This window comes from Mycobacterium sp. IDUB_19 (assembly GCF_055419445.1).
Window position 1 is genome coordinate 64,928 of sequence record NZ_JBVAXR010000019.1, and the last position, 24,358, is coordinate 89,285.

Below are 24,358 nucleotides of genomic sequence, written 5' to 3' on the forward strand. Positions count from 1 at the left end.
TTTCTGCACTAGCAATGGGTCAGGAAGTGGGCCAGCACTTCGGTGCCGAACCTGAGCGCATCGATGGGTACCCGCTCATCGACGCCGTGGAACAGGGAAGCGAAATCCAATTCCGGCGGCAGCTTCAGCGGCGCGAAGCCGAAGCACCGAATACCCAAGCGCGCAAAGGCTTTCGCGTCGGTGCCACCGGACAGCATGTAGGGCACCGTGCGGCCGTCCGGGTCGACCGCCAGCACCGCGGCGTTCATGGCGTCGACCAGATCGCCGTCGAAGCTGGTCTCGTACGACGGCAGATCCCTGATCCACTCCCGCGTCACGTCCGGCCCGATCAACTTGTCGATCTCCGCCTCGAACGCGGCCTGCCGGCCGGGCAGCACGCGGCAGTCGACCACCGCTTCGGCGGTACCGGGGATCACGTTGGCCTTGTACCCGGCCTTGAGCATCGTCGGGTTGGCGGTGTCGCGCACGACCGCCTTCAGCATGCGAGCCATCGGGCCCAACTTTTCGATCACGCCCTCCAGATCTCCGGATGCGGTGTCGAAGGTCAGACCGGTCTCCTCACTGATGGCGGCCAGGAACTCCACCACGGTGTCGGTCATCACCACCGGGAACTGGTGCCGGCCGATCCGGGCGACCGCCTCGGCGAGGAGAGTGACCGCGTTCCGATCGTTGGCCATCGAGCCGTGCCCCGCCTGACCGCGGGCGGTCAGCCGCATCCACTGGATGCCCTTCTCGGCCGTCTCGATCAGGTAGAGCCGGCGTTCACCGCCGTCGCGGCGCGGCACGGTCAGCGAAAAGCCACCCACTTCGCCGATTGCCTCGGTGATTCCGGCGAACAGGTCGGGACGGTTGTCGACCAGCCAGTGCGCCCCGAACTTGCCGCCGTGCTCCTCGTCGGCCAGAAACGCGAACACCAAATCGCGCGGCGGCACGGTGCCCGCCTGTTTCAGCTGGCGCGCGACGACGATCATCATGCCGACCATGTCCTTCATGTCGACCGCGCCGCGGCCCCAGACATAGCCGTCCTCGATCGCACCGGAAAACGGGTGCACGCTCCAGTCGGCGGGTTCGGCCGGCACCACGTCGAGATGCCCATGGATCAGCAGTGCGCCACGTGAGCTGTCCGCGCCCTTGAGGTGGACGAACACATTGCCCCGGCCGGGTCCGCCGGATTCGAGATATTCGGGCTGGTAGCCGACCTCGGCGAGTTGCTCGGCGACCCAATGCGCGCATTCGGCCTCGCCCTGGGTGGTTTCGGGTTCACCGGTGTTGGTGGTGTCGAACCGGATCAACCTGCTGACGACTTCGACCACATCGTCGCTCGGATGGTTGGGAACGCCGGTCTCAACTGTCACAACCACCTTTCCTACCATTGCCGCGGTTACCCGGCTCGGGCAGCGGAACCTTCGGACCCCATCGTCGGCGAGCTAAGTTGGGTCCGCGCGGACGGATCCGCTAGCCTTAGCTGCCAACTCTCGTTGGTCTGGTCCGAGTGGCGGAATGGCAGACGCGCTAGCTTGAGGTGCTAGTGCCCTACTAATGGGCGTGGGGGTTCAAGTCCCCCCTCGGACACAAACGTGATGAGTCGGGTCGGCGTGCTGATCGGCGGCCGGGACTATCGCCAATACGCTTGATACACAGAGCCATTCGGCTTTCCCATCTCCAATTCATCGAGAGAAGCTGGACAGAGCACGTACGCTGGAGCTCGACCCATGAACCCACGAAACGGCTTCCTCCGCCGAGCGGCGACGCGAACCTTCCGCGATCGTCAAGAAGCCGGTCGTGCGCTGGCCGAGCAGCTAACGGCCTACCGCGACAAGGACAACGCGCTGGTGCTCGGACTGGCCCGCGGCGGCCTTCCGGTCGCCTGGGAGATCGCCTCCGCGCTGCACGCCGCACTGGACGTGTTCCTGGTTCGCAAGCTCGGGGTGCCGCGCTGGTCGGAGCTCGCGATGGGCGCACTGGCCAGCGGCGGCGGTGTGGTGATGAACGACAACGTGGTTTCCAGCCTGCACATCACCGACGAGCAGGTGCGCGAGGTGATCGACAGCGAGACGGCCGAGCTGGCGCGACGCGAGCACGCGTATCGGGGTGGTCGCCCGGTCGCCGACCCGCGGGACAAGATCGTCATCCTGGTCGACGACGGCATCGCCACCGGCGCCAGCATGCTGGCTGCCGTTCGGGCGATCCGGGCAGGTGGACCGCAATCGATCGTCGTCGCCGTCCCGGTCGGTCCGGAGTCAGTCTGCCGCGAACTCGCCCAGGTGGCCGACGAGGTCGTGTGTACGACGATGCCACCCGCGTTCGAGGCTGTGGGACAGGTCTATGGCGACTTTCACCAGGTCAGCGACGATGAGGTGCGCCGGTTGCTGAATACGCCGACGCGCTGAGCCGGGTCGGTTATTTGGTCGAGTCGTCGCCGGACTCGGCGGAAACCGTCGACTCCTTGGTCGCGTCGTCGGCAGTGCTGGCGTCCTCGGCGGCGTTCTCGTCCGCGATTTCCTCGGGGTAGTCGACCGCGTCGTCAGCAGCAGGCTGCTCGTCGTGGCCTTCGACACGCTGCTGTCGTTCGCGCAGTGCGTCGACGATCAGCAGCACCACACCCAGGACGCTGGCGCCGATACACACCCAAGCGACCAGCTCGTTGCTGGTCACAACCGCGAACACCAAAGCGACAAGCCCGATCAGGGCCAGTACCAGCGCAATGATCAACATCGGTCATCCTCCAGCCAAACGGCGGAACTGCCAGGTCCAGCAAACAGTTGTGCCGCACATGGCGTCCGGCACAACTCCCGGCTAGTTACTTCCCCGATGATTCACTTGGTCAAACCCACCGGCATCCGCACCGGAGTCGACAGGTGCCGCCGATCCGCGCTGGCCGAGCTCCTCCAGCTGCGACTCGAGGTAGGTCTTGAGCCGGGTGCGATATTCGCGCTCGAAGGTGCGGAGCTGCTCGAGACGGCCTTCCAGCACAGTGCGCTGCTGGTTGATGGTCCCCATGATCTCGGAGTGCTTGCGTTCCGCGTCGGCCTGCAGAGCGTCGGCCTTCTCCTGCGCCTGACGCAACTGCGTCTCGGAGCGGGTTTGGGCGTCGGCCAGCATCGCCTCGGAGCGCTGCTTGGCGTCGGCGACCTGGGCGTCGGCGGTGTGCCGGGCCTCGCTGAGGATCTGGTCGGCGTTGGCGCGGGCGTCGGACAGCATCTTGTCCGATTCGGCCTGCGCGGTGCTGGTCAGCCGGTCGGCGGTGTCCTGGGCCAGGCTCAAGACGCGGGCCGCCTTCATGGCCTGCTCTTCGTTGGTCCCCGTCGCGGCCGGCGCCGGAGCCGACTTGACCGGTTCGGGTTCGGGCTCGAAGACAGGGGCGGGCGGGGTGGGCGCGGGGGCGGCGGCAGCGACAGGGGCGGCGGCAGCGGCACCGCCACCGGCGGCCAGTTCGCGGTCGAGTTCCTCGATCCGCTGGCGCAGATCGGAGTTCTCTTCAATGAGCCGCGTCAGCTCGTTCTCCACCAGGTCGAGGAATGCGTCGACCTCGTCCTCGTTGTAACCGCGCTTGCCGATAGGCGGCTTACTGAACGCCACATTGTGGACGTCGGCTGGTGTAAGCGGCATTGTTTCGTCCCCTCAAGTTCCCGTCAAACGTTCTCGAAAGTGTAGAACGGAGTGGCGGCGGTTGTGCAACTGCCGCCCATCCTGTCACACCAGACCCGGCGGTTGCCGATTAGCCCAATAAATAAGAACCAATTTCAAACACTAAGAGCCATAAAATCCCAATCCTTAGAATTTGCAAATCGCGCGCATCAAACCGAGGCCGAACCGTGGCCAAACCGTCGCTCAGAGCCTTCGGCACCCTTTGCGGCTTACGCCGCGGCACCGAAGGCGAGCTGCATTCCGATGAACGCGACCAGCAATAGCACCATGATGGACAGGTCGAAGCGGACCGCTCCGATGGTGAGTTGAGGGATCAGTCGACGCAGCAGTTTCACCGGCGGATCGGTGATCGACATGATGATCTCCAGGATCACCACGGTGATCCCGGTGGGATGCCAGTCACGGCTGAACGAGCGGATGAACTCGACGACGACCCGAGCGATGAGCAGCAGCCAAAAGATGAACAGCGCAAACCCAAGGATCTGAAAGAACAGCACCAACGAGAGCCCGACCTTACCGATGAGATGTCAATCCCCGCGCGATAGCGCGGCAATCGTAAGAGTACCGACTCACCTCTGGGCCGACATCTCACATGTGCAGCAGCGGCAGTTGGGTGGCTGATGCCTGACCCCGCCGCCGAGCGGGACGGATGTCGTTATTGGTAAGCGTAGAAGCCGGTTTCGGCGATCCGGCGGCGCTCTTCCGGGCTCACGTCGACGTCGGCGGGCGACAGCAGGAAGACCTTGGTCGCGACCTTGTCGAACGAGCCGCGCAGGGCGAACGCCAGCCCGGCCGCGAAGTCCACCAGCCGTTTCGCATCGGCGTTGTCCATCGACACCAGGTCCATGATCACCGGGGTGCCGTCGCGGAACCGCTCACCAATGGTGCGGGCCTCGCTGTAGTCCTTGGGCCGCAGCGTCGTGATCTTCGACAGCGGGTGGCCCTCTTCGAACATCATCGCCATCCGGCGCGGATCCATCGCCAGCGCGCCGCGGGTGGAACCGCGCAACCACGACCCGAGGCGCGGTCGGCCCATGTCGGGACGTTCGAACTCGCGGGGCTGCACGGCACCGTAGCGCGGCTCGTCCGGGTATCCGCCGCGGTAGCCGGGCGGCACGTAGTCGGCCGCCTCGCCACGTGGGTCGTCGTAGTCGTGGCCGTCATAGCCGCGGCCGTAACCGTCGTCGAAGCGAGCACGCGGGAAACCGCGGGAAGGTGCGCGGTCGTCGTAATACTCGTCTTCGTAGTCATCCATTGGGGCCATACCGAAATAGGCCTTGACCTTGTGCAGTGTGCTCATTGCGTACGACCCCTTCTAGCCCCTGGGATTTCTGTTGTCTGTGATGAAGGTGTGACTACAGTGACTACTCACGGTGACGGTAGCCGCCGTGCACCCAATAGCGCGGTACCGACACGCACACACGTTGAACCGTGTTTCACGGCAATTTCGAAATCGTTGGACATGCCGGCGGACAAACCGACCGCATTCGGGTGGGTTTCGAGCACCCGGCGGTGTTCGGATTGCAGCCGGTCAAAGGCCGCGGCGGGGTCGGCGTCCAGCGGCGGAATGCCCATCAACCCGACCAGTTCCAGGCCCTGCGATTCCTCGATCTGCGCACAGAGCTCGTCGAGGGTCCCCGGCGTGGCGATGTCGATGCCGCCGCGCGAGACATCGCCGTCCAGGCTCACCTGAACGTAGACGCGTAGCGGGTGCTGCCGTCCACCCTCGGCCAACGTCTCCGTCACCGCCCGGTCCAGCGCCGTCGCCAGTTGTGCGCTGTCGACCGAATGCGCGGTGTGCGCCCAGCGGGCCAGTGGACGCGCCTTCTTACGCTGAATCTGTCCCACCATGTGCCACTGCAGCTCTCGAGAATCCGGTCTCCCAGAAGCCTCCGAAGCCGCTGCCAACCGAGTGAGTTCCGCCACTTTTGCCGCCGCTTCTTGTTCCCTCGATTCGCCGACCGAGCGACAACCCAATCGAGACAAAATCGCGACATCGGTTGCCGGAAAGAATTTGGTAATTGGGAGAAGTTCAATTTCGCCGACATTGCGACCCGCCGCTTCCGCGGCCACCGCTAGTCGCGAACGCACTGCCGCCAACGCGTGAGTCAATTCAGTTTCGCGGTCGCCCTGACCCGATCCCGAGTCCGACATTCCAACCGCCATAGCGGTCACTCCATCCAGACCAGCGATGCCAGCCGCCCCGTCGGCGCGTCCCGGCGATGGCTGAACAGAGCACGGTCGGCCACCGTGCAGCGCGGATCGACGTCGATCGAGGCGACGCCCAAATCTCTTAGCTGACAAGCGATTCCGGCCCGAAGATCGAGGCCGGGCGTTCCGCGTTCAGTGGTGGCGCGACTGCCCGGCAGGGCCGCCTCGACCTCGTCGGCCATCGCCGCGGGAACTTCGTAGTTGCGTCCGCTGACCGCGGGGCCGAGCAGGGCCGAGATGTCGTGGGCTTGCGCGCCCAGCTTCAGCATCGCCTCCACCGTGCGGGCCACCACTCCCCGCTGCGCGCCGACGCGCCCGGCGTGCACCGCCGCGGCCACACCTGCCCGCGCATCGGCCAGCAACACCGGCACACAGTCGGCCGTCACCACGGCCAACGCCAGTCGGGGCGTGCACGTCACCAACGCGTCGGTGTCGTCGAACGCGGTATCCCTCGGCTCGTCGACGACTTCGACCCGATCGCCGTGGACCTGGTTCATCCACACCACCCGGTCGGCGCCCAGGCCGATGGCGCGGGCCAGCCGGACCCGGTTGGCGGCCACCGCCGCGGGGTCGTCACCGACATGGTCGCCGAGGTTGAAGGTGTCGAAGGGCGGCTTCGAGACGCCGCCCGCGCGGGTGGTCGTCACTCGCCGGACGCGAATGCTCACCTGACCAGTATCGGAGATTTCCTGCCGGCCAGCCGTCCCCGACGCGTGGCCGGGGCCGGAGGTCGGGCGCATGGCCGTTCTCAGCGGCGCATGAAGGGCGGCACATCGACGTCGTCGTCATCGCCACCGATATTCAAGGTCGAACCGTTGGTGTGCACCGGGACGCTGACGGCGTCGACCGGCTCGAACAGCGTCGAGGTGAGCTTGCCCGCCTTCGCCGACTCGATCCGGTGCGCACCGCCGGTCTTATCCCCCTTGTCGGCGCTGCCGCCGACCACGGATTTACGCCCGGATCCGGCGGCGTCGAAGCCCGCCGCGATGACGGTGACGCGCACCTCGTCGCCCAGCGAGTCGTCGATGACGGTTCCGAAGATGATGTTGGCGTCCTGGTGGGCGGCGTCCTGCACCAGCGAAGCCGCCTCGTTGATTTCGAACAGGCCCAGGTCGCTGCCACCGGCGATCGACATCAGCACGCCCTGCGCGCCCTCCATCGACTGTTCCAGCAGCGGTGAGTTGATCGCCGTCTCGGCGGCCTTGAGCGCCCGGCCCTCACCGCGGGCCGAACCGATGCCCATCAACGCGGTGCCGGCACCGTTCATGATGCCCTTGACGTCGGCGAAGTCGACGTTGATCAGACCCGGCGTGGTGATCAGGTCGGTGATGCCCTGGACGCCGTTGAGCAGCACCTCGTCGGCGCTGCGGAATGCATCCATCAGCGACACCGCGGCATCGCCCATCTGCAGCAGTCGGTCGTTGGGAATCACGATCAGGGTGTCGCAGCTCTCGCGCAGCGACCCGATGCCGTTTTCGGCCTGGTTGCTGCGCCGTTTACCTTCGAACGAGAACGGCCGGGTGACCACGCCGACGGTCAGCGCGCCCAGCTTGCGGGCGATGCTGGCGACGACGGGGGCGCCGCCGGTGCCGGTTCCGCCGCCTTCGCCGGCGGTGACGAACACCATGTCAGCGCCGCGGAGCAGCTCTTCGATCTCGTCCTTGGCGTCTTCGGCGGCCTTGCGCCCGACCTCGGGATCGGCGCCGGCGCCCAGTCCTCGGGTGGAGTCGCGGCCCACGTCGAGCTTGACGTCGGCATCGCTCATCAACAAAGCCTGCGCATCGGTGTTGATCGCGATGAACTCAACGCCCTTGAGGCCCTGTTCGATCATCCGGTTGACGGCGTTGACGCCGCCGCCACCGATACCCACAACCTTGATGACGGCCAGGTAGTTGTGCGGGGGGGTCATCATCTCGTCTTCCTCCCTGGTGGGGATTCGGTCTTACCGGAACGGTGGCGGTCCCCCCTGGCAAACTCTCAACCTCAACCATAGAGTTAGAGTTATGTCAAGTAGTTCCGCGCAACCAGAACGGTATGGGCACGACGCGCGCTAACCGTGCAGGCGCGCCGACACGCCGCGCGCAAATTTTGGTCAATTTTTTCGTGTTTGGCGTGCCCGGAGCGGGGCACGCCAACGGGCCGCTACTTGACGGTTGGCAAATCGGGGCTGGACACGTCGTAGGTCTTGCCCGGCTGGGTCAGCAGCGCGGCCAGCTTCTCGGCCTTTTCGTCCGTCCGGTCCGTCGTCCCCCAGATCACCACTCGCCCATCGCCCAGCGTGAGGGTGATCGAGGCCAGCGACGGCGCCGCGATCCGGCCCACCTGACCCGCGACCTCGGGTCGCAGCGCCAGCAGCACCTCCAACGCGGCCTTGGTCGTCGGGTCGGTCGGCCCGGGGTTGGCGACGTCGATGTACGGGAGCGCCGGTGGTGGCGGTCCGGTCGCGAAATCGACGCCGTCGCGGTCGAACAGGTGCGGCCCGTCGGGAAAGTCCTTCACCACCACGGGAACTCGCTCGACGATCGTGATTCGCAGCGCCGACGGGTACTGACGCTGCACCCGGGCACTGGCCACCCGGCGGATCGCCGCCACCCGGTCGGCGACCTGGTTGGTGTTGATCTGCAGCAGCGGCGTGCCGACCCGCACCCGCGCCGCGTCAAGGACCTCTTCGCGGGTCACCTCGCCGGTGCCGGTGACCACGATATTGCGCGCCGACATCACGGGCGTGAAGTAGAGAATCAGCGCCAGCCCGACGCCGACGATCACCAACATCACCGTGGCGAGCAGCATCTTCAAGCCCCGGACGACGCCACGCCCAACGGGCTTGGGTTGGTTGACGGTGCGGCCGCTGACCCGGCGCTTGGCTTCGCGGCGAGCTTCCTCGATCGCGGTGGCCCGGGCCTGCGCGGCGCGGCGTTCGGCCCGTTCGCGCCGTTCCCGGCGGCGCGGCCCCTCGAATTCGGTCTGCTCGGCCTCGGTTTGATCGGTTTCCGGTTGGGCTTCTTCGACGGGGATCGGTTCGGTGACCGCGGTGTCGACCGAATCGGCGGCCACGTCGGGCGGTTCGGTGGGCTCGTTGGGCTCGGTCACCGCAACACCCCGGGCGCGCCGGGCGCGCTGCGATTGGCCCGCACCCGTAGCGCCGTCACGATCTCGGGCCCCAGCAGCGTCACGTCGCCGGCGCCCATCGTGACGATGACGTCGCCGGGACCGGCGGCGGCGGCCACCCGCTCGGCGACCGCGGAGAAATCCGCCAGGAAGTGCGCCGGCACGCTGACGTGCTCGGCGACGCTGGCGCCGCTGACACCGGCCAACGGCTGTTCGCGGGCGCCGTACACGTCGAGAATGAACACCTCGTCGGCGGCGTTGAGTGCGCGACCGAAGTCAGCGGCGAAAGCCTTTGTCCGCGAATACAAGTGGGGCTGGAACACCACCAGCGCGCGCCCTTCCCCGCCCTGCTCGACGACCGTGCGGACCGCCGCCAGCGTCGCGGCGATCTCGGTCGGATGGTGGGCGTAGTCGTCGAACACTCGCACCGACCCCACCGCTGCGACCAGTTCGAAGCGGCGACGCACGCCCTCGAAACCGGCCAGTCCGTCGAGCACCTGATCGGCCGGGGCGCCGACCTCGATCGCGGCCAGCAACGCCCCCAGTGCGTTGAGCGCCATATGCCGTCCGGGCACCGACAGCCGCATCGCGCGCACCGGTTCCGAGCCCAACCGGATGTGTGCGACGGCTCCGGTACCCTGCTGCTCCCACGACAGCAACGTCCCGGCCAGACCCTGGTCCGTCTCGCCTTGCGACCCGGACCCGTAGCGCAACACCCGAATTCCCAGTTCGCTGCTGCGCTGGGCCAGCGCGGCCGCCCCGGGGTCGTCGGTGCACACCACCAGCGCGCCGCCCGGGGCCAGCCGCTCCACAAAGGCGTCGAAGACCGCGACATAGGCGTCGGCGCTGCCGTAGAAATCCAGGTGATCGATCTCGATGTTGGTGACCACCGCGACGTCGGGCGTGTACTCCAGCAGCGAGCCGTCGCTTTCGTCGGCCTCGGCGACGAAACAATCGCCGCTGCCGTGGTGGGCGTTGGTGCCGGCCTCACCGAGATCCCCGCCCACCGCGAACGACGGGTCGCGCCCGCAGTGCTGCAGCGCCACGATCAGCATCGACGTCGTCGTGGTCTTGCCGTGGGTGCCGGTGACCATCAGCGTGGTGAGCCCGTCCATCAGCTTGGCCAGCACCGCCGGCCGCAACAGCACCGGTATGCCGCGGCGCCGGGCCTCGACCAGCTCCGGGTTGGTCTTCGGGATGGCAGCGTGGGTGGTGATGACCGCGGTGGCGCCGCCGGGCAGCAGGTCCAGCGACGACGGGTCGTGTCCGATGCGGATCAGCGCGCCCCGGGCCCGCAACGCGTGTACGCCGCGCGACTCCTTGGCGTCCGACCCCGACACCAGCCCGCCCCGATCCAGCAGGATGCGGGCGATGCCCGACATTCCGGCTCCCCCGATGCCCACCATGTGCACCCGCTGCAGCTCGGGCGGCAACTGATCGGCGGTCACGGCGTTTTCCCGGCCCTCCGGCCCGACCGCGGCCCCCTATCGCGTGCTTGCCGCGCGATGTCCAGCGCCGCCTCCGCGACCCGGCGCGCAGCATCCCGGTGCCCCACCCGCGCGGCGGCCGCGGTCATCGAGGCCAGCCGCGGCGGGTCGGTGAGCAGCCCGCTCACCTCGCGGGCCACCAGCTCCGGTGTCAGGACAGCGTCGGGGATCACCACGCCGCCCCCGGCGTTGACCACCGGCAGCGCGTTGAGGCGCTGCTCGCCGTTGCCGATCGGGAGCGGGACATAGATCGCGGGCAGGCCGACGGCCGACACCTCGGCGACCGTCATCGCCCCGGAGCGGCAGATGGCCAGGTCGGCGGCCGCGTAGGCCAGGTCCATCCGGTCCAGGTAGGGCACCGCCCGGTAAGGCGGATCGCCGTCTTGGGGCTCGCGCAGCTCAAGGGTGTTCTTGGGCCCGTGCGCGTGCAGCACGGACACGCCCGCGGCGGCCAGGTCGGCGGCGGCCGCCGAGACCGCGCGGTTGAGGGATACCGCGCCCTGCGAACCGCCGAACACCAGCAACACTCTCGCGTCGGCGGCGAACCCGAAGTGCTGGCGCGCTTGCGCCCGCAGCGCCGCGCGGTTCAGCGTGGTGATGGTGGCCCGAACCGGGACCCCGACAACCTCGGCGTGCCGTAGCCCGGAATCCGGCACCGCGGACAGCACCCGCTCCGCGATGCGGGCGCCGACCCGGTTCGCCAGCCCGGCGCGGGCGTTGGCCTCGTGGATCAGCACCGGAATACGGCGCCGCAGCGTCGGGAAACCGCGGGCGGCGAGGTAGGCCGGCAGGGCCACGTAGCCGCCGAAGCCCACCACGACGTCGGCGTCGACGGCGTCGAGCACCGTGCGGGTCTCGCGGACGGCGCGCCACACCCGCAGTGGCAGCCGGGCCAGGTCACCGCTGGGTTTACGCGGCAGCGGCACCGGAGTGATCAGTTCGAGGTGGTAGCCGCGTTCGGGAACCAGCCTGGTCTCGAGGCCGCGCGCGGTGCCCAATGCGGTGATCCGGACCTGCGGATCCAGCGCGCTCAGGGCGTCGGCGACGGCCATCGCGGGCTCCACATGGCCGGCGGTGCCGCCGCCGGCCAGCACGACCGACAACGCGGCACCGGCGGGCGAGGGACTTACCCCCTGCCCGCCGGCCGGCTCCTTGATCGTGTGGTTCACCCGTAACGCTGACCTTCCAATGCGCGAGCGCGCCGTGTCTGACGCTGGCCGGCTCCCTGTCTCGGGTAGCGCTGGCCAGATCCATGATGCCCTGAACGCGAGTCCGCCCGGGCGGCTGTCCGGTCGAAAACCGGCCGCAGTGGCGGCTCGGGCTTGCGGGCACCCTTTCGGGCGGGTGGCTCAGCTTTCCGGGCAGGGGCCTTGCGAGCACGTCCCGGGGCGGGCGGTCGCGGCTTTTGCGGCTGCGATCGCTTGCGATCACGAAACGACTCGATACGGCTCGGCACATACGGCTCCGGCAGTGGCAGTCGCAGCAGCCGGTTCATCTTGTCGTCACGCCCGGCGCGCAGCGCGGCGACGGCCTCGGGTTCGTGTCGTGCGGCATTGCACATGATTCCGATCATGAAAAGCGTTGCGGCCGTAGATGTTCCGCCAGCGGATATCAATGGCAGCTGCAGACCGGTCACCGGCAGCACGCCGATCACGTAGCCGATGTTGATGAAGGCCTGCCCGAGGATCCACATCGTCGTGGTGGCGGTCAGCAGCCGCAGGAACGGGTCGGCCGACCGGCGCGCGATCCGCATCCCGGTGTAGGCGAACAACCCGAACAACGCCAGCAGACCGAACGCGCCGATGAAGCCGAGCTCCTCGCCGATGATCGCGAAGATGAAGTCGTTGTGCGCGTTGGGCAGGTAGTTCCACTTGGCGGTGCCCTGACCGAGGCCGTCGCCGAAGATGCCGCCGTGGGCCAGCGCGAACTTCGCCTGTCGGGCCTGGTAGCCGGTGTCCTGCGGGTCGTTCTCCGGGTTGATCCACGACCGCACCCGGTCCGACCGGTAACCGGCCGACATCGCCAACACCGCGCCGGCCATGAAGACCGCGAGGAGCGACGTGCCGAAGACTCGCAGCGGCAGCCCGGCGTACCACAACAGGGCCAGCAGGATGATGCCCAGCGACACCGTCTGCCCGAGGTCGGGCTGGGCCACGATCAGACCCAGCGCGATGACCGCGGCCGGCACCAGCGGGATCAGCATCTCGCGCAGCGAGGCTCGCTCCATGCGCCGGGCCGCCAGCAGGTGGGCACCCCAGATCGCGAAGGCGATTTTGGCCAGCTCAGAGGGCTGCATCGAGAGGCCGGCGACGACGAACCACTTCCGCGAGCCGTTGGCGAGGTTTCCGATTCCGGGAACGAGCACCAGCACCAGCAAAATGATGGTGATCAGGTATCCGGGGAAGGCCACCCGGCGGATGAACCGCACCGGCACCCGCATGGCGAAGTAGGCCCCAAAGACGCCGATGACCGTCCACAACACCTGCTTACCGAAGATCACCCACGCGGACCCGTCGTCGCCATAGGACCGCACGCCCGACGCCGAGAGCACCATGGTCAGGCCCAACGTGGTCAGCAATGCGGTGATGGCGACGATCAGGTGAAACGAGGTCATGGGCCGGCCCAGCCAGGCGCCGAACCGGGCCCGCGGACTGTGCTCCGGGTCTTTGACCTTGGCTTTTGTCGCCGCTGGGGCCGGCTCCACGGGCGCTGGGGCCGGTTTCGCGTCGGACTCGGCAGCGTCCGGGGTTTGCAGCGCGTCGGTCGGAGCCTCGGCAGCTTCCGCCGTGTCGTCGGCGACGGCCTCCGCCGCCTCGCCGTGGGCGGCCGGCGCGGTCTCATTCTTTTTCTTGCCCCGACGAAGGCGCCGGGTCAGCGCGTTACCCACAACCCGCCTACCGCAGCGCCGCACGTACGGCGGCCGCGAATGCGTCGCCACGGTCTGCGTAGCCGCTGAACTGGTCAAACGATGCCCCCGCCGGCGCCAGCAGCACCGTATCCCCTGCCTTTGCCAAATCACGAGCCGCGGCCACAGCTGCGGTCATCACGCGAACGCCGAGACTTTCCCCCGCACTGTCAACTTTTGTCACATCAGTATCAGCAGTCGCATGCATACCAGCATCCTCGCCTGTCACAACCTGCACGACGGGGACATCGGGCGCGTGTCGCGATAACGCCTCGGCAACCTCTTGGCGATCGCGGCCGATGAGCACCGCGCCGACCAGCCGGGATGCAATTCTGGCGACCTCGGCGTCCAGCGATGCACCCTTGAGCAAACCGCCGGCCACCCACACCACCCGCGGGTAGGCCATCACCGACGCCTCGGCGGCGTGCGGGTTGGTGGCCTTCGAGTCGTCGACAAAGCGGATCCCGTCGGCCACCGCGACGACTTCGCAACGATGCCGACCCGGCGCAAAGGTCGAGACGGCCTGCGCGATCGCGTCGGCGGGCACGTCGACGCTGCGGGCCAGCGCCGCCGCGGCCAGGGTGTCGAGCACGCCGACCGGGCCCGGCACCGGGATGGACGCGGCCGGCAGCAGGGCCAGGTCGTCGGCAAAGGCGCGGTCGATCAGCTGCCCGTCCCGCACACCGAGCTCCCCCGCGGCCGGCTCGCCAAGCCGGAAACCGATCCGCACCGGCGCCGCCGCGGTGCTCAGCAAAGCGGCGGCCCGGCTGTCGTCCAGCCCGACCACCGCGACCCGGCCGCCCAGCACCCGGGCCTTCGCCGCGGTGTATTCGGCCATCGACGAATGCCAGTCCAGGTGGTCCTCGGCGATGTTGAGCACCACGCCCGCCTCGGGCCGCAGCGACGGGGCCCAGAACAGCTGAAAGCTCGACAGCTCGACAGCCAGCAGGTCGGCCGGCTGGTCCAGGACGTCGAGAACGGGGTCGCCGATGTTGCCGCACAGCAGGCTGCGCCGTCCCCCGGCGATCAACATGGCATGCAGCATCGACGTCGTCGTGGTCTTGCCGTTGGTGCCGGTCACGACCAGCCAGCGGCGCGGCGTGCCGTAGCAGCCCGCGGCATCCAGCCGCCAGGCCAGCTCCACGTCACCCCAGATCGGCACGCCCGCCGCCGCGGCGGCGGCCAGCACCGGCGCCGACGGCTGGAATCCGGGACTGGTGACGACCAGCGCGTAGTCGGCGATGTGAGCAATCGCCGTCGCCGGATCGACTGTCGCAACACCGCTTTCGGCGTAGGGGCGCAGCATGGCCGGATCGTCGTCGCACAGTGTTCCCGCGGCACCGAACCGGGTCAGCGCACCCAGAATTGCCCGGCCGGTCACCCGCGCACCGGCGATCAGGACGGGCGCACCCGCCTCCAAGGGTTCGAGCCCGGGCATGTCACGCGCCGATCGTGGCGAGCCACTCACCGTAGAACAGCGCCACGCCCAGGCCGCACGCGATCGCGGTGAGCAGCCAGAAGCGGATGATCACCGTCGTTTCCGCCCAGCCGCTCAACTCGAAATGGTGGTGGAAGGGCGCCATCCGGAACACCCGGCGCCCGGTCGTCCGGAAGGTCAGGATCTGCAGCACCACCGAGGTGACCTCGGCGACGAACAGCGAACCCAGCACCACCGCGAGGATCTCGGTGCGGCTGGTGACGGACAAACCCGCGATGATGCCGCCCAACGCGAGCGAGCCGGTGTCACCCATGAAGATCTTGGCGGGCGCGGCATTCCACCACAGGAACCCGATGCACGCGCCCGCGGTCGCGGCCGCGACGATCGCCAGGTCCAGCGGGTCGCGCACGTTGTAGCAGCCCAGGCCCGGCGCCGTGGCGCACGCGTTGCGGTACTGCCAGAAGGTGATCAACACGTAGGCGCCGGTGACCATCGCCATGCAGCCCGCGGCCAGCCCGTCCAGGCCGTCGGTGAAGTTGACCGCATTCGACCAGGCGCTGACGACGATCACGCAGAACAGCACAAACAGCCCCGGAGCCAGTGCGACGGTGGCGATTTCGCGCACGTAGGACAGATCCGCGCTGGCCGGCGTCAAGCCGTTGGCGTTGTGGAATCCCAAGACCAAGACACCGAACAGCACCGCGGCCGCGATCTGTCCGACCGTTTTGGCCGTCTTGTTCAGACCCAGGTTGCGCGACCTGCGGATCTTGATCAGGTCGTCGAGGAAGCCGACGCCGCCCAGGATGGTGGCCAGGCCCAACACCAGCAGGCCCGATGCGGAAACGCCTTCGCCGTCAAACGCCAGCCCGGCGAGGTGAGTGCCCAGGTAGCCGGCCCAGATGCCCGCCAGGATCGCCACACCGCCCATCGACGGCGTGCCACGTTTGGTGTGGTGGCTCGGCGGGCCGTCCTCACGGATCTGGTGGCCGAACCCCTGCTTGGTGAACAGCCGGATCAGCGCCGGGGTCAGCAGGATCGACACGGTCAGGGCGATCGCGACGGCGACGAGGATCTGTCTCATGGGCGAGCCCCACCCTCTGCGGCCAGCGCCTCGGCCAGCGCGCCCAGCCCGGCGGCGTTGGACGCCTTCACCAGGACGACGTCGCCGGGTTGCAGTTCGGCCCGCAATAACGCCAGGGCGGCGTCGCCGTCGGCCACGTTCACGGCCCCTCTATCGCCGGACGCGCCCCACGAGCCCTCCATGACCGCAGCGTGGTGCATCGCGGTTACCGACCTCCCCGTTCCCACGACAACAAGTCGAGACACATCTAAGCGCACCGCCAGCCGGCCGATGGCATCGTGCTCGAATATCGCGTCCTCGCCGAGCTCGGCCATCTCGCCCAGCACCGCCCAGCTGCGTCTCTGGCTCTTTCCACCGCGGGCGATCTGAGCCAGCGCCTGCAGTCCCGCCCGCATCGAGTCGGGATTGGCGTTGTACGCGTCGTCGATGACGGTCACCCCGTCCGAGCGGTCGGTCACATGCATGCGGTGCCGCGACACCGGCCCGGCCGCGGCGAGCGACGCGGCGATCTGCCCGACGCTGGCGCCGCACTGCAGCGCGACCGCACTGGCACACAACGCATTGGTGACCTGGTGTTCGCCGTAGACGCCGAGCTGTACCTCGGCTTCCAGGGCGCCTCGCGCGTCCATCGCGTGCAGGGTAAAGCGCGGCCTGGCCAATTCGTCCAGCGACACGCCTTCGGCCCAGACGTCGCTGGGCCCCGAATCGGTGTGGGCGGCCCGGCTGACCCGCACCACCCAGCCCGAGCTGACATGCGCCATCGCCGCCACCGACGGGTCGTCGACATTGAGGATGACCACGCCCGAGGGCGGAACAGACTGTGGCAGTTCGGATTTCGTCCGTGCGATGGCCTCACGCGAGCCGAACTCGCCGAGATGCGCGGTGCCGACGTTGAGCACGACGCCGATTGCGGGCGGGGCGATCTGCGCCAGGGCGGCGATATTGCCTGGATGGCGTGCCGACATTTCCAAAACCAGGTAGTCGGTGCTGCGCGTGGCACGCAGCACCGTCCAGGGATGACCCAGCTCATTGTTGAACGATCCCGGCGGGGCCACGACTTCACCCAGCGGTTCGAGCACCGCGGCCACCAGGTCTTTGGTCGACGTCTTTCCCGACGAGCCGGTGATCCCGATGATCGTCAGGCCGCCGGCCACCAGCTGCTCGGCCACCATTTTGGCCAGCTTGGCCAGCGCGCCCAGCACTGCGGCGCCCGAGCCGTCCGGGTCGTGCTCGAGCACCCCGGCCCGCGATCCGGAAGCGCCTTCGGGGGCCACCACGATGGCGGGAACCCCAACCGGCCGCGCCGCCAGCACCGCCACCGCGCCGGCCGCCACCGCCGAGGCCGCATGGTCGTGGCCGTCCGAGCGCGCCCCCGGCAGCGCCAGAAACAGCCCGCCGGGACCGACGGCGCGCGAGTCGAATTCGACGGTCCCGGTGACGTGGAGTTCCGCGGCGTCCTGCGGTGAGATGTCGGCCAGCGTGCCGCCGACGATCTCGGCGATCTGCGCGACGGTCAGGTCGATCATCGGCGTGCCCCGCGGAGGTCTTCCAGCGCCGCGGCCAGCTCCACTCGGTCGTCGAACGGGCGGACCACATCGCCGGTGCGCTGCCCGGTTTCGTGGCCTTTGCCGGCGATCAGCACCACGTCGCCGGGGCCGGCCCAGCCGACGGCGTGCCTGATCGCGTCGCGCCGGTCGGCGATCTCGATCACCTGTGCTTTCGAGCCGGCTTCCGCTGCGCCGGCTACGATCTCGCGCCGGATCGCCGCGGGATCCTCACTGCGTGGGTTGTCGTCGGTGACGACGACCAGGTCGGCCAGCTCGGCGGCGACGCCGCCCATCGGCCCCCGCTTGCCCGGGTCGCGATCGCCACCGGCGCCGAACACCACCGCCAGCCGTCGGTCCGGGCGCAGCAGGGTGGTCAATACCGCCCGCAGCGCGCCGGGCTTATGGGCGTAATCGACGAGGGCGAGGAAATCCTGGCCGCGGTCGATGTCTTCCAACCGCCCCGGGACTCGAGTGTCCAGCAGCCCCGCCGATGCCTGCTCCGGCGAGACCCCGACCGCATCCAGAATAGCCAGTGCCACAAGGCAATTGGCGATGTTATAGGCGCCTGTCAGCCGAATGCCGATACGGTGTCGGCCACCGGCGGGGTCGACGGCGGTGAACTCTTGTCCCCCGGCACCCGTCGACGCCACGTCCGTCGCGCGCCAGTGCGCGGGTTGGCCGGTCGCGCTGACCGTTATCGCGTCTGCGGCGCGCGCGGCCATCGCACGTCCGGCGTCGTCGTCGATGCACACGACGGCCCGGCGGGCGTGCAGCGGTGAGTTCGGATCGAACAACACCGCCTTGGCTTCGAAGTAATCGGCCATGGTGGGGTGAAAGTCGAGGTGGTCGCGGGACAGGTTGGTGAATCCGCCCACCGCGAAACGGGTTCCGTCGACCCGGCCCAACGTCAGCGCGTGACTGGAGACCTCCATGACGACGGTGTCCACCCCGCGTTCGGCCATCGCGGCCAACATCGCCTGCAGCGCGGGCGCCTCGGGAGTGGTCAGAGCGCTGGGGATGTCGGCGCCGTCGATACGGATGCCGATGGTCCCGATCAGCCCCGCGGTGTGGCCGCCGGCGCGCAGACCGGACTCGACCAGATAGGTCGTGGTGGTTTTGCCTGAGGTGCCGGTGATCCCGACCACCGTCACCCGGTCGGACGGGTTTTCGTACACGGTGGCGGCCAGCCCGCCCAGGACGCCGCGCGGCGCGGGGTACACCAAGGTCGGCACACTGCCGGCCAGAGCGCCCATCTCGGCGACCCCGGCGGCGTCGGTGAGCACCGCGACGGCACCACGTTCGATCGCGTCGCCGGCATAGCGGGCGCCATGGGTAATGGAGCCGGCCAGCGCGGCGAACAGGTCACCGGGCAACACGTCCTGGGCGCGCAGCGTCACACCGGTGATCGGCACGTCGGGAACGGCGCCGCCACCGGCCGGCACCGCGCCCACTTGCGCCGCCAGCGCAGGCAGTCGCACGCCCGCACCCCTGCGGGGGCGCAGCTCCGTGGACACCTGCACTTCCGGTCACACCTCCCTGGGACGCCGCGTAATCGCCATGATCAGCCATGACACCCTATCGAGACGCGTTCGGCCATGAGGCACACCCGCGCTCCCGTCGAGTGTGCATCGAGGGCTTTGAGTGTGCGCCGGTGGCGTGATAGGGGCACAGTCGACGCCCTCACCGCACGCTCGACGACCCGAGTGGGCCCTAGGTGGCCTGCAGGGTCAGCGGCGGTCCCGGGTCGGGTGAGAGCGGGACGTTCTCCCGCTGCATCAGCCAGCCGGCGATGTTGTGGAACAGCGGGGCCGCCGAGTGGCCGGGCGTACCGTCCGCGTTGCGATCGGGGTTGTCCATCATGATGCCGATCACGTAGCGGGGATTGTCGACGGTGGCCATCCCCGCGAAGGTGATCCAGTAGACGTTGTCGAAGTAGCAGCCACAGCCCGGGTTGATCTGCTGGGCGGTACCCGTCTTGCCGGCCATCTGGTAGCCGGGCACCGCGGCCGCGGAACCGGTGCCCTGCTGGTAGCCCATCGGGTCGCGTTGCACGACGGCGCGCAGCATCTGCCGCACGGTCTGCGCGGTCTGCGGCGAAACCACCCGAACACCTTCCGGGTGCGCTTCCTCGGTCCGGGTGCCGTCGGCGGCGAGGGTGGCCTTGATGATTCGCGGCGGTATCCGCACGCCGTCGTTGGCAATGGTCTGGTACATGTCCGTCATCTGCAGCAGCGTCATCGAAAGACCTTGGCCGATAGGCAGGTTGGAGAAAGTACTGCCCGACCACTGGTCGATGGGCGGCACCAGCCCGGCGCTCTCACCAGGCAGCCCGACGTTGGTGCGCTGCCCCAGCCCGAACTTGCGGACCATGTCGTAATAGCGTTCCGGGCCAACGCGTTGGGCCAGCATCAGCGTTCCGACGTTGGACGACTTCCCGAACACGCCGGTGGTGGTGTAAGGCATCACGCCGTGGTCCCAGGCGTCATGGATGTTGACGCCACCCATGTTGATGGAGCCCGGGACCTGGAGCACCTCGTCGGGGTTGGACAGGCCGTACTCGATGACCGAGGAGGCGGTGATCACCTTGTTCACCGAGCCCGGTTCGAACGGCGAGGACACCGACAGGTTGCCCAGTTGCCGGTCGCCCTGGCGACCGATGTCCTGGGACGGGTCGAAGGTGTTGTCGTTGGCCATGGCCAGCACTTCGCCAGTCTTGGAGTCCAGGACGACGGCCGAAACATTGTGCGCCCCAGACAGATTCCTGGCCTGCTGGACCTGCTGCTGCACGTAGAACTGGATGTCGTCGTCGATGGTGAGCTGGACGGTCGAACCGTTGACCGCCTTGTGTCGGTTGCGGTAACTGCCGGGGATCACCACGCCGTCGGACCCGCGGTCGTAGGTGACCGAGCCGTCGGTTCCCGACAGCACCGAGTCCATGCTGTCCTCGAGGCCGAGCAGGCCGTGACCGTCCCAGTCAATGCCGCCGACGATGTTGGCCGCCAGCGATCCGCCCGGATACTGGCGCAGATCCTGTCGCTCGGAACCGACTTCGGGGTACTTGTCCGAGATCGCGCTGGCGACGGCCGGGTCGACGGCACGCGCCAAATAGGTGAAGTTGTCGTCGGTTTGCAGCTTCTTCAGCACCGTCGCGTAGTCCGGCCTGTTGTTCAGCCGAGCCGAAACTTCTTTGGCGATGTCGCGCAGCCGTTCCTGCGGATCGGGGGCCGCCGGGTTCTTCTTTTTGGCGTCCTCCAATTGCTGGCGGATCTTCTTCGGCTGGAACGTCAGGGCGCGCGACTCGATGGTGAACGCCAGCTGTTGGTTGTTGCGGTCAACGATGCTGCCGCGGACGGCTTTTGAGACGTCGGTCACCTTGAGCTGCCCGGCGGCCTGGGCGCGCAGTTTCGGCGCGTTGGTCACCTGCAGGACGAACAATTGCGCCCCCGCCACCAGCATCAGCACCAAGATGACCGCGTAGCCGGCTCGATGCCGAAAGGCGAACGACGCGCCGCGCGTTCCGGCCTCGGCGACCGACCGGGTGCGTCGCTCACGTGTCGAGTGGCCCTCCGCCGCATCCGGGCGCCCGGGGGCAGCGGATTTCTTGGCCTTACGGAATCCCTTTGGCTCCTGCGCATCCCGGCCTTTTTGTGCCTTCTCCGGTTTGCGACTGCGGTTCGGTTGCCGCGCGTCCTTGGCTTCCTGCGGTTTGCGCGGCCCGCGTGTCGACCGCGACCGTCGTGTCCGGCCGTCCTCGCCGCGGCTCACCGGGCCGCGCCTGGCGCGGCAGCGGCGGGCGGTGCGAACTGCAGGCCGTTATTCGGCGTGAGCCCCGGTGCGGCTTGCGGCCCGGGCAGCCCGGGCGCGACCGGGACACCGGCCTGCAGGCCTTGCGGCGCCCCGCCCGGTTGTACGGGAACCGGCACTTCCGCGGGTAGCGGAGCCGGTACCGCGAGGGGCAGCCCGCCGACCGGGATCGGCACTTCGGCGGGCACCGGAGCGGACGCTTGGCCGCCCTGCGCCGGCATCGGCAGGCCCGGGGTGGGCAGCCCCTGAGCCGGAAGTCCTTGCCTCGGAAGTCCCTGCGCCGGTAGCCCTTGAGTGGGTAGTCCTGGCGCCGGCAGCACCCCCGGGAACTGCCCGGCGATCGGCCCACCGGGTGCACCGGGCACCGCCGGCGGCAGATGCTGGCCACCTACTGTCGTCGAACCATCCGGAGCGCGCAGCAGTGCTTCGGGCCCACCGGGCCGGCCCGGCAGCAGAACAGCACCGGGATCCGGTTGCACACGAACCGGGACTTCCGGCGGCAGCGCCGCCGGCTTCGGGGGCGCCGGAGGGCCTTCGTCGGGCAGCTTCGTGTTCAGCGGCGGCGGCGGAACGCCGTCGGCAGGCTTGGGCGTTCCGACCACCACCCAGTTGCCGGTCGGGTCCTGGACCAGATGGGCGGTGTCGCGCGTCGGGATCATGCCTTGTTTGCGGGCCGCTTCAGCCAGCGCCGGCGCGGCCTCCGCCTCGCGCACATCGCGTTCCAGCGCCTCCTTCTGCTGCTGCAGCATCCGGGTCTTCTCGCGAGCGTGACTCAACTGGTAGGAGCGTTCGGCGGAGTCGGTCGACAGCCACAGGGTCAGCGCCAACCCGAGCCCGAGCGCACCGATGATCAGCACGACAAACGGAACCTTGGCCAGCAGTGTCTGCGGGCGCAGGTCGATCGAGGCCAGCCGGATGGCTATGCGCTCAGTCAGCCTGGGCCGAATGGCCTTGGGCGCCTTGGCTTTCCGGGCCTTAGCGCGCGCCTTGGCCTGGCCGCTGCTCTTGGGGCGAGCCGTCCGCTCGACCGGCCGGGCATTGGGGCTGGTCTGCGGTCCCGATTTGGACGGCCGCGCCTCGCGACCGGTCGTCGAGGCCTGTGCCGGCCGGGTGCGACGCGCCGTCGAGTCCGCCGCGCCGCGCCTGGTCTTGCGGGCAGCAACATCGCCTCGGCCGCTACGGTCGCTGCCGCCCCGGCGTTTCGGCGTCTCGCGCTTGGCTTTCGCTTTCATGAGTCGCCCTTCTTGGTCACGCGCTGCTGTGGTTGTCCCTCGTGTTCCAGCCTTTGCAAGGCCCGTAGTCGCACGGCGGTACTGCGAGGGTTACGTTCGATTTCGTCGGCATCGGCGCGCTCGGCACCACGGGTCAGCGACCGGAATCGGGGGCCGCCGCCGGGCAGCTCGAACGGGAGATCCAGCGGTGTGCGGGAGGCGACCGCGTCGGCGAAGACGCGTTTGACGATCCGGTCCTCCAGCGATTGGTAGGCCATCACCACGATGCGCCCGGCGACGGCCAGGGCGTCCAACGCGGCCGGGATGGCGCTGCGCAGCGAGCCCAGCTCGTCGTTGACCGCGATCCGCAGCGCCTGGAAGGTGCGCTTGGCCGGATGTCCGCCGGTGCGCCGGGCCGGAGCCGGAATCGCCTGGTAGAGCAGCGCCACCAACTCGGCCGTCGAGCGCAGCGGGGTGCGGGCCCGCTGGCGGACGATCTGAGTGGCGATGCGGCGCGCAAATCGCTCCTCGCCGTAACGGTGCAGGATGTTCGCCAGCTCGGCCTCGTCGTAGGTGTTGACGATCTCGGCCGCGGTCAGTGGCGACGAAGGATCCATCCGCATGTCCAGCGGCGCGTCCTGCGCATAGGCAAAGCCCCGCTCGGCGCGGTCCAGCTGCATCGACGAGACGCCCAGATCGAACAGCGCCCCATCGATCGATTCGTTTGCGGCATAACCGGATTCGGCCAGGGCGTCCTTGATGCCGTCATACCGCGTATGCACCAGCGTGATGCGGTCGGCGAAGGGCGCCAGGCGGGCCCGGGCAATATCCAGAGCACTGGGATCGCGGTCCATCCCGATCAGCCGCAGGCCCGGCAATTCGGTCAGAAATCGTTCCGCGTGCCCGCCCGCACCGAGGGTGGCATCGACGAGCACGGCGCCGGATCCGTCGGCGTGGTGGCGGGTCAGCGCCGGGGTGAGCAGTTCGACGCAACGCTCCAGCAGCACGGGCACGTGCCCGAAGTCATTCGGCCCGAGATCATTTGGCTTGTCGGCCATCCCAACACCTCCCCGCGTCTGCAGGATCACGTCAGAACGAGGGACGGCCCTGAGGAAGGCCGCCCCTGCACCGGGGTCCCTGTCCGAAGTTACGAACCTGGCGTTGGGGAAGTACGCCAGGGTCGGTTCGGGCAGAGGCCACGATGCACGGGCATGCGCCTCAGATGATGTTGCCGAGTGCTTCATCGCTGGCCGCGGAGAAGTTCTCTTCGTGCGTCTGCTGGTAGTCCTGCCAGGCTTGGGCGTCCCAAATTTCGAGGTAGTCGACCGCTCCGATCACCACGCAGTCCTTGGATAGGTCTGCATAGCGACGGTGATCGGCCGACAAGGTGATGCGGCCCTGGGCATCCGGATGCTGCTCATCGGTGCCGGCGGCCAGATTGCGCAGGAACGCTCTGGCTTCCGGGTTGCTTCGAGACGTCTTGCTCGCCCGGCGGGCCAGCTGCTCGAATTCCGCCCGCGGGTAGACGGCGAGGCTGTGATCTTGGCTCTTGGTGACCATCAACCCCCCTGCCAGCGCGTCGCGGAACTTGGCGGGCAACGTCAGTCGCCCTTTGTCATCGAGTTTGGGCGTGTAGGTGCCGAGAAACACCTGCTCACCTCCTGCGGAGACCGGCTTTCGCCTCGCCCGAACACTTCAGCCACCATACCCCACAGCCCCCCACTTTGCCCCATAAAAGGGGTGTCGTCGGGGTGTTTCGCGGATCGTTTGCCACCACAGGCCGCCCGGCGGCCACGGACCGCAATCTCGGGACAACCACGCCGCATTGAGAAACCGCATTTCAGGACCCCAAAGTCGGCCGGTGGGGGAAGGTGGGGCGCCCCGGTGGGGCCCAGTGGGGCTCAGCTTGGCCTCGATC

20 protein-coding genes, 1 tRNA gene and 1 pseudogene are annotated in these 24,358 nt (G+C 68.5%); 2 read left to right on the plus strand and 20 right to left on the minus strand.

What is annotated here, in order from left to right:
* Positions 1–8: 8 nt before the first annotated feature.
* Complete coding sequence (locus ACZY0B_RS16495) at positions 9–1,355, minus strand: M20/M25/M40 family metallo-hydrolase (RefSeq protein ID WP_463765205.1); 1,347 nt, start codon at positions 1,353–1,355, stop codon at positions 9–11.
* Between the two features lie 131 nt (positions 1,356–1,486).
* Here ACZY0B_RS16495 and ACZY0B_RS16500 point away from each other — a divergent pair.
* Together ACZY0B_RS16500 and ACZY0B_RS16505 are read left to right on the plus strand one after the other, a co-directional pair.
* Positions 1,487–1,572: transfer RNA gene (locus ACZY0B_RS16500), tRNA-Leu, on the plus strand.
* Positions 1,573–1,706: 134 nt separating this feature from the next.
* Positions 1,707–2,390: pseudogene (locus ACZY0B_RS16505) on the plus strand (phosphoribosyltransferase); the annotation flags it as partial.
* Positions 2,391–2,400: 10 nt separating this feature from the next.
* Here ACZY0B_RS16505 and ACZY0B_RS16510 read toward each other — a convergent pair.
* The 19 genes from ACZY0B_RS16510 to mraZ form a co-directional block, all read right to left on the minus strand.
* Positions 2,401–2,715 carry a hypothetical protein gene (locus ACZY0B_RS16510; protein ID WP_463765206.1) on the minus strand — a complete coding sequence of 105 codons (315 nt, stop codon included), beginning with the start codon at positions 2,713–2,715 and terminating at the stop codon, positions 2,401–2,403.
* Positions 2,716–2,796: 81 nt separating this feature from the next.
* Complete coding sequence (wag31, locus tag ACZY0B_RS16515; RefSeq protein ID WP_463765207.1) at positions 2,797–3,609, minus strand: DivIVA-like cell division protein Wag31; 813 nt, start codon at positions 3,607–3,609, stop codon at positions 2,797–2,799.
* Between the two features lie 248 nt (positions 3,610–3,857).
* Positions 3,858–4,148 carry a YggT family protein gene (locus ACZY0B_RS16520; protein ID WP_007170773.1) on the minus strand — a complete coding sequence of 97 codons (291 nt, stop codon included), beginning with the start codon at positions 4,146–4,148 and terminating at the stop codon, positions 3,858–3,860.
* A 155-nt stretch (positions 4,149–4,303) separates the two neighbouring features.
* On the minus strand, positions 4,304–4,948 hold the full coding sequence (locus ACZY0B_RS16525; RefSeq protein WP_463765208.1) for a cell division protein SepF: 645 nt from the start codon (positions 4,946–4,948) through the stop codon (positions 4,304–4,306).
* A gap of 68 nt (positions 4,949–5,016) precedes the next feature.
* Positions 5,017–5,802, minus strand: coding sequence for a YggS family pyridoxal phosphate-dependent enzyme (locus ACZY0B_RS16530; protein ID WP_463765236.1), 786 nt, complete (start codon positions 5,800–5,802; stop codon positions 5,017–5,019).
* Between the two features lie 17 nt (positions 5,803–5,819).
* On the minus strand, positions 5,820–6,527 hold the full coding sequence (gene pgeF / locus ACZY0B_RS16535) for a peptidoglycan editing factor PgeF (protein ID WP_463765209.1): 708 nt from the start codon (positions 6,525–6,527) through the stop codon (positions 5,820–5,822).
* An 80-nt stretch (positions 6,528–6,607) separates the two neighbouring features.
* On the minus strand, positions 6,608–7,768 hold the full coding sequence (ftsZ, locus tag ACZY0B_RS16540; protein WP_463765237.1) for a cell division protein FtsZ: 1,161 nt from the start codon (positions 7,766–7,768) through the stop codon (positions 6,608–6,610).
* A 233-nt stretch (positions 7,769–8,001) separates the two neighbouring features.
* Complete coding sequence (locus ACZY0B_RS16545) at positions 8,002–8,949, minus strand: cell division protein FtsQ/DivIB (protein WP_463765210.1); 948 nt, start codon at positions 8,947–8,949, stop codon at positions 8,002–8,004.
* Positions 8,946–10,415, minus strand: coding sequence for a UDP-N-acetylmuramate--L-alanine ligase (gene murC / locus ACZY0B_RS16550; protein WP_463765211.1), 1,470 nt, complete (start codon positions 10,413–10,415; stop codon positions 8,946–8,948). The genes ACZY0B_RS16545 and murC overlap by 4 nt, the downstream gene beginning before the upstream one ends.
* Positions 10,412–11,623, minus strand: a complete 1,212-nt coding sequence (murG, locus tag ACZY0B_RS16555) for an undecaprenyldiphospho-muramoylpentapeptide beta-N-acetylglucosaminyltransferase (RefSeq protein WP_463765212.1) — start codon at positions 11,621–11,623, stop codon at positions 10,412–10,414. The genes murC and murG overlap by 4 nt, the downstream gene beginning before the upstream one ends.
* On the minus strand, positions 11,620–13,341 hold the full coding sequence (gene ftsW, locus ACZY0B_RS16560; protein WP_463765213.1) for a putative lipid II flippase FtsW: 1,722 nt from the start codon (positions 13,339–13,341) through the stop codon (positions 11,620–11,622). The genes murG and ftsW overlap by 4 nt, the downstream gene beginning before the upstream one ends.
* A 7-nt stretch (positions 13,342–13,348) precedes the next feature.
* Complete coding sequence (gene murD, locus ACZY0B_RS16565) at positions 13,349–14,797, minus strand: UDP-N-acetylmuramoyl-L-alanine--D-glutamate ligase (protein ID WP_463765214.1); 1,449 nt, start codon at positions 14,795–14,797, stop codon at positions 13,349–13,351.
* Between the two features lies 1 nt (position 14,798).
* Entirely contained in the window at positions 14,799–15,878 is a 1,080-nt protein-coding gene (gene mraY / locus ACZY0B_RS16570; RefSeq protein ID WP_463765215.1) for a phospho-N-acetylmuramoyl-pentapeptide-transferase, read from the minus strand.
* A complete protein-coding gene (locus ACZY0B_RS16575; RefSeq protein WP_463765216.1) occupies positions 15,875–17,404 on the minus strand; it encodes a UDP-N-acetylmuramoyl-tripeptide--D-alanyl-D-alanine ligase in 1,530 nt (509 codons plus the stop codon). Before ACZY0B_RS16575 ends, mraY begins: the two co-directional genes overlap by 4 nt.
* Complete coding sequence (locus tag ACZY0B_RS16580) at positions 17,401–18,945, minus strand: UDP-N-acetylmuramoyl-L-alanyl-D-glutamate--2,6-diaminopimelate ligase (protein WP_463765217.1); 1,545 nt, start codon at positions 18,943–18,945, stop codon at positions 17,401–17,403. Before ACZY0B_RS16580 ends, ACZY0B_RS16575 begins: the two co-directional genes overlap by 4 nt.
* Positions 18,946–19,135: 190 nt before the next feature.
* Positions 19,136–21,190: a peptidoglycan D,D-transpeptidase FtsI family protein gene (locus tag ACZY0B_RS16585; protein WP_463765218.1), complete on the minus strand. Its 2,055-nt coding sequence runs from the start codon at positions 21,188–21,190 to the stop codon at positions 19,136–19,138.
* Positions 21,187–22,461, minus strand: a complete 1,275-nt coding sequence (ftsL, locus tag ACZY0B_RS16590) for a cell division protein FtsL (protein WP_463765219.1) — start codon at positions 22,459–22,461, stop codon at positions 21,187–21,189. The genes ACZY0B_RS16585 and ftsL overlap by 4 nt, the downstream gene beginning before the upstream one ends.
* Positions 22,458–23,684 (minus strand): 16S rRNA (cytosine(1402)-N(4))-methyltransferase RsmH, encoded by a 1,227-nt coding sequence (gene rsmH / locus ACZY0B_RS16595; RefSeq protein WP_463765220.1) that lies wholly within the window; start codon positions 23,682–23,684, stop codon positions 22,458–22,460. The genes ftsL and rsmH overlap by 4 nt, the downstream gene beginning before the upstream one ends.
* A complete protein-coding gene (gene mraZ / locus ACZY0B_RS16600) occupies positions 23,659–24,090 on the minus strand; it encodes a division/cell wall cluster transcriptional repressor MraZ (protein WP_463765221.1) in 432 nt (143 codons plus the stop codon). The genes rsmH and mraZ overlap by 26 nt, the downstream gene beginning before the upstream one ends.
* Positions 24,091–24,358: the final 268 nt, after the last annotated feature.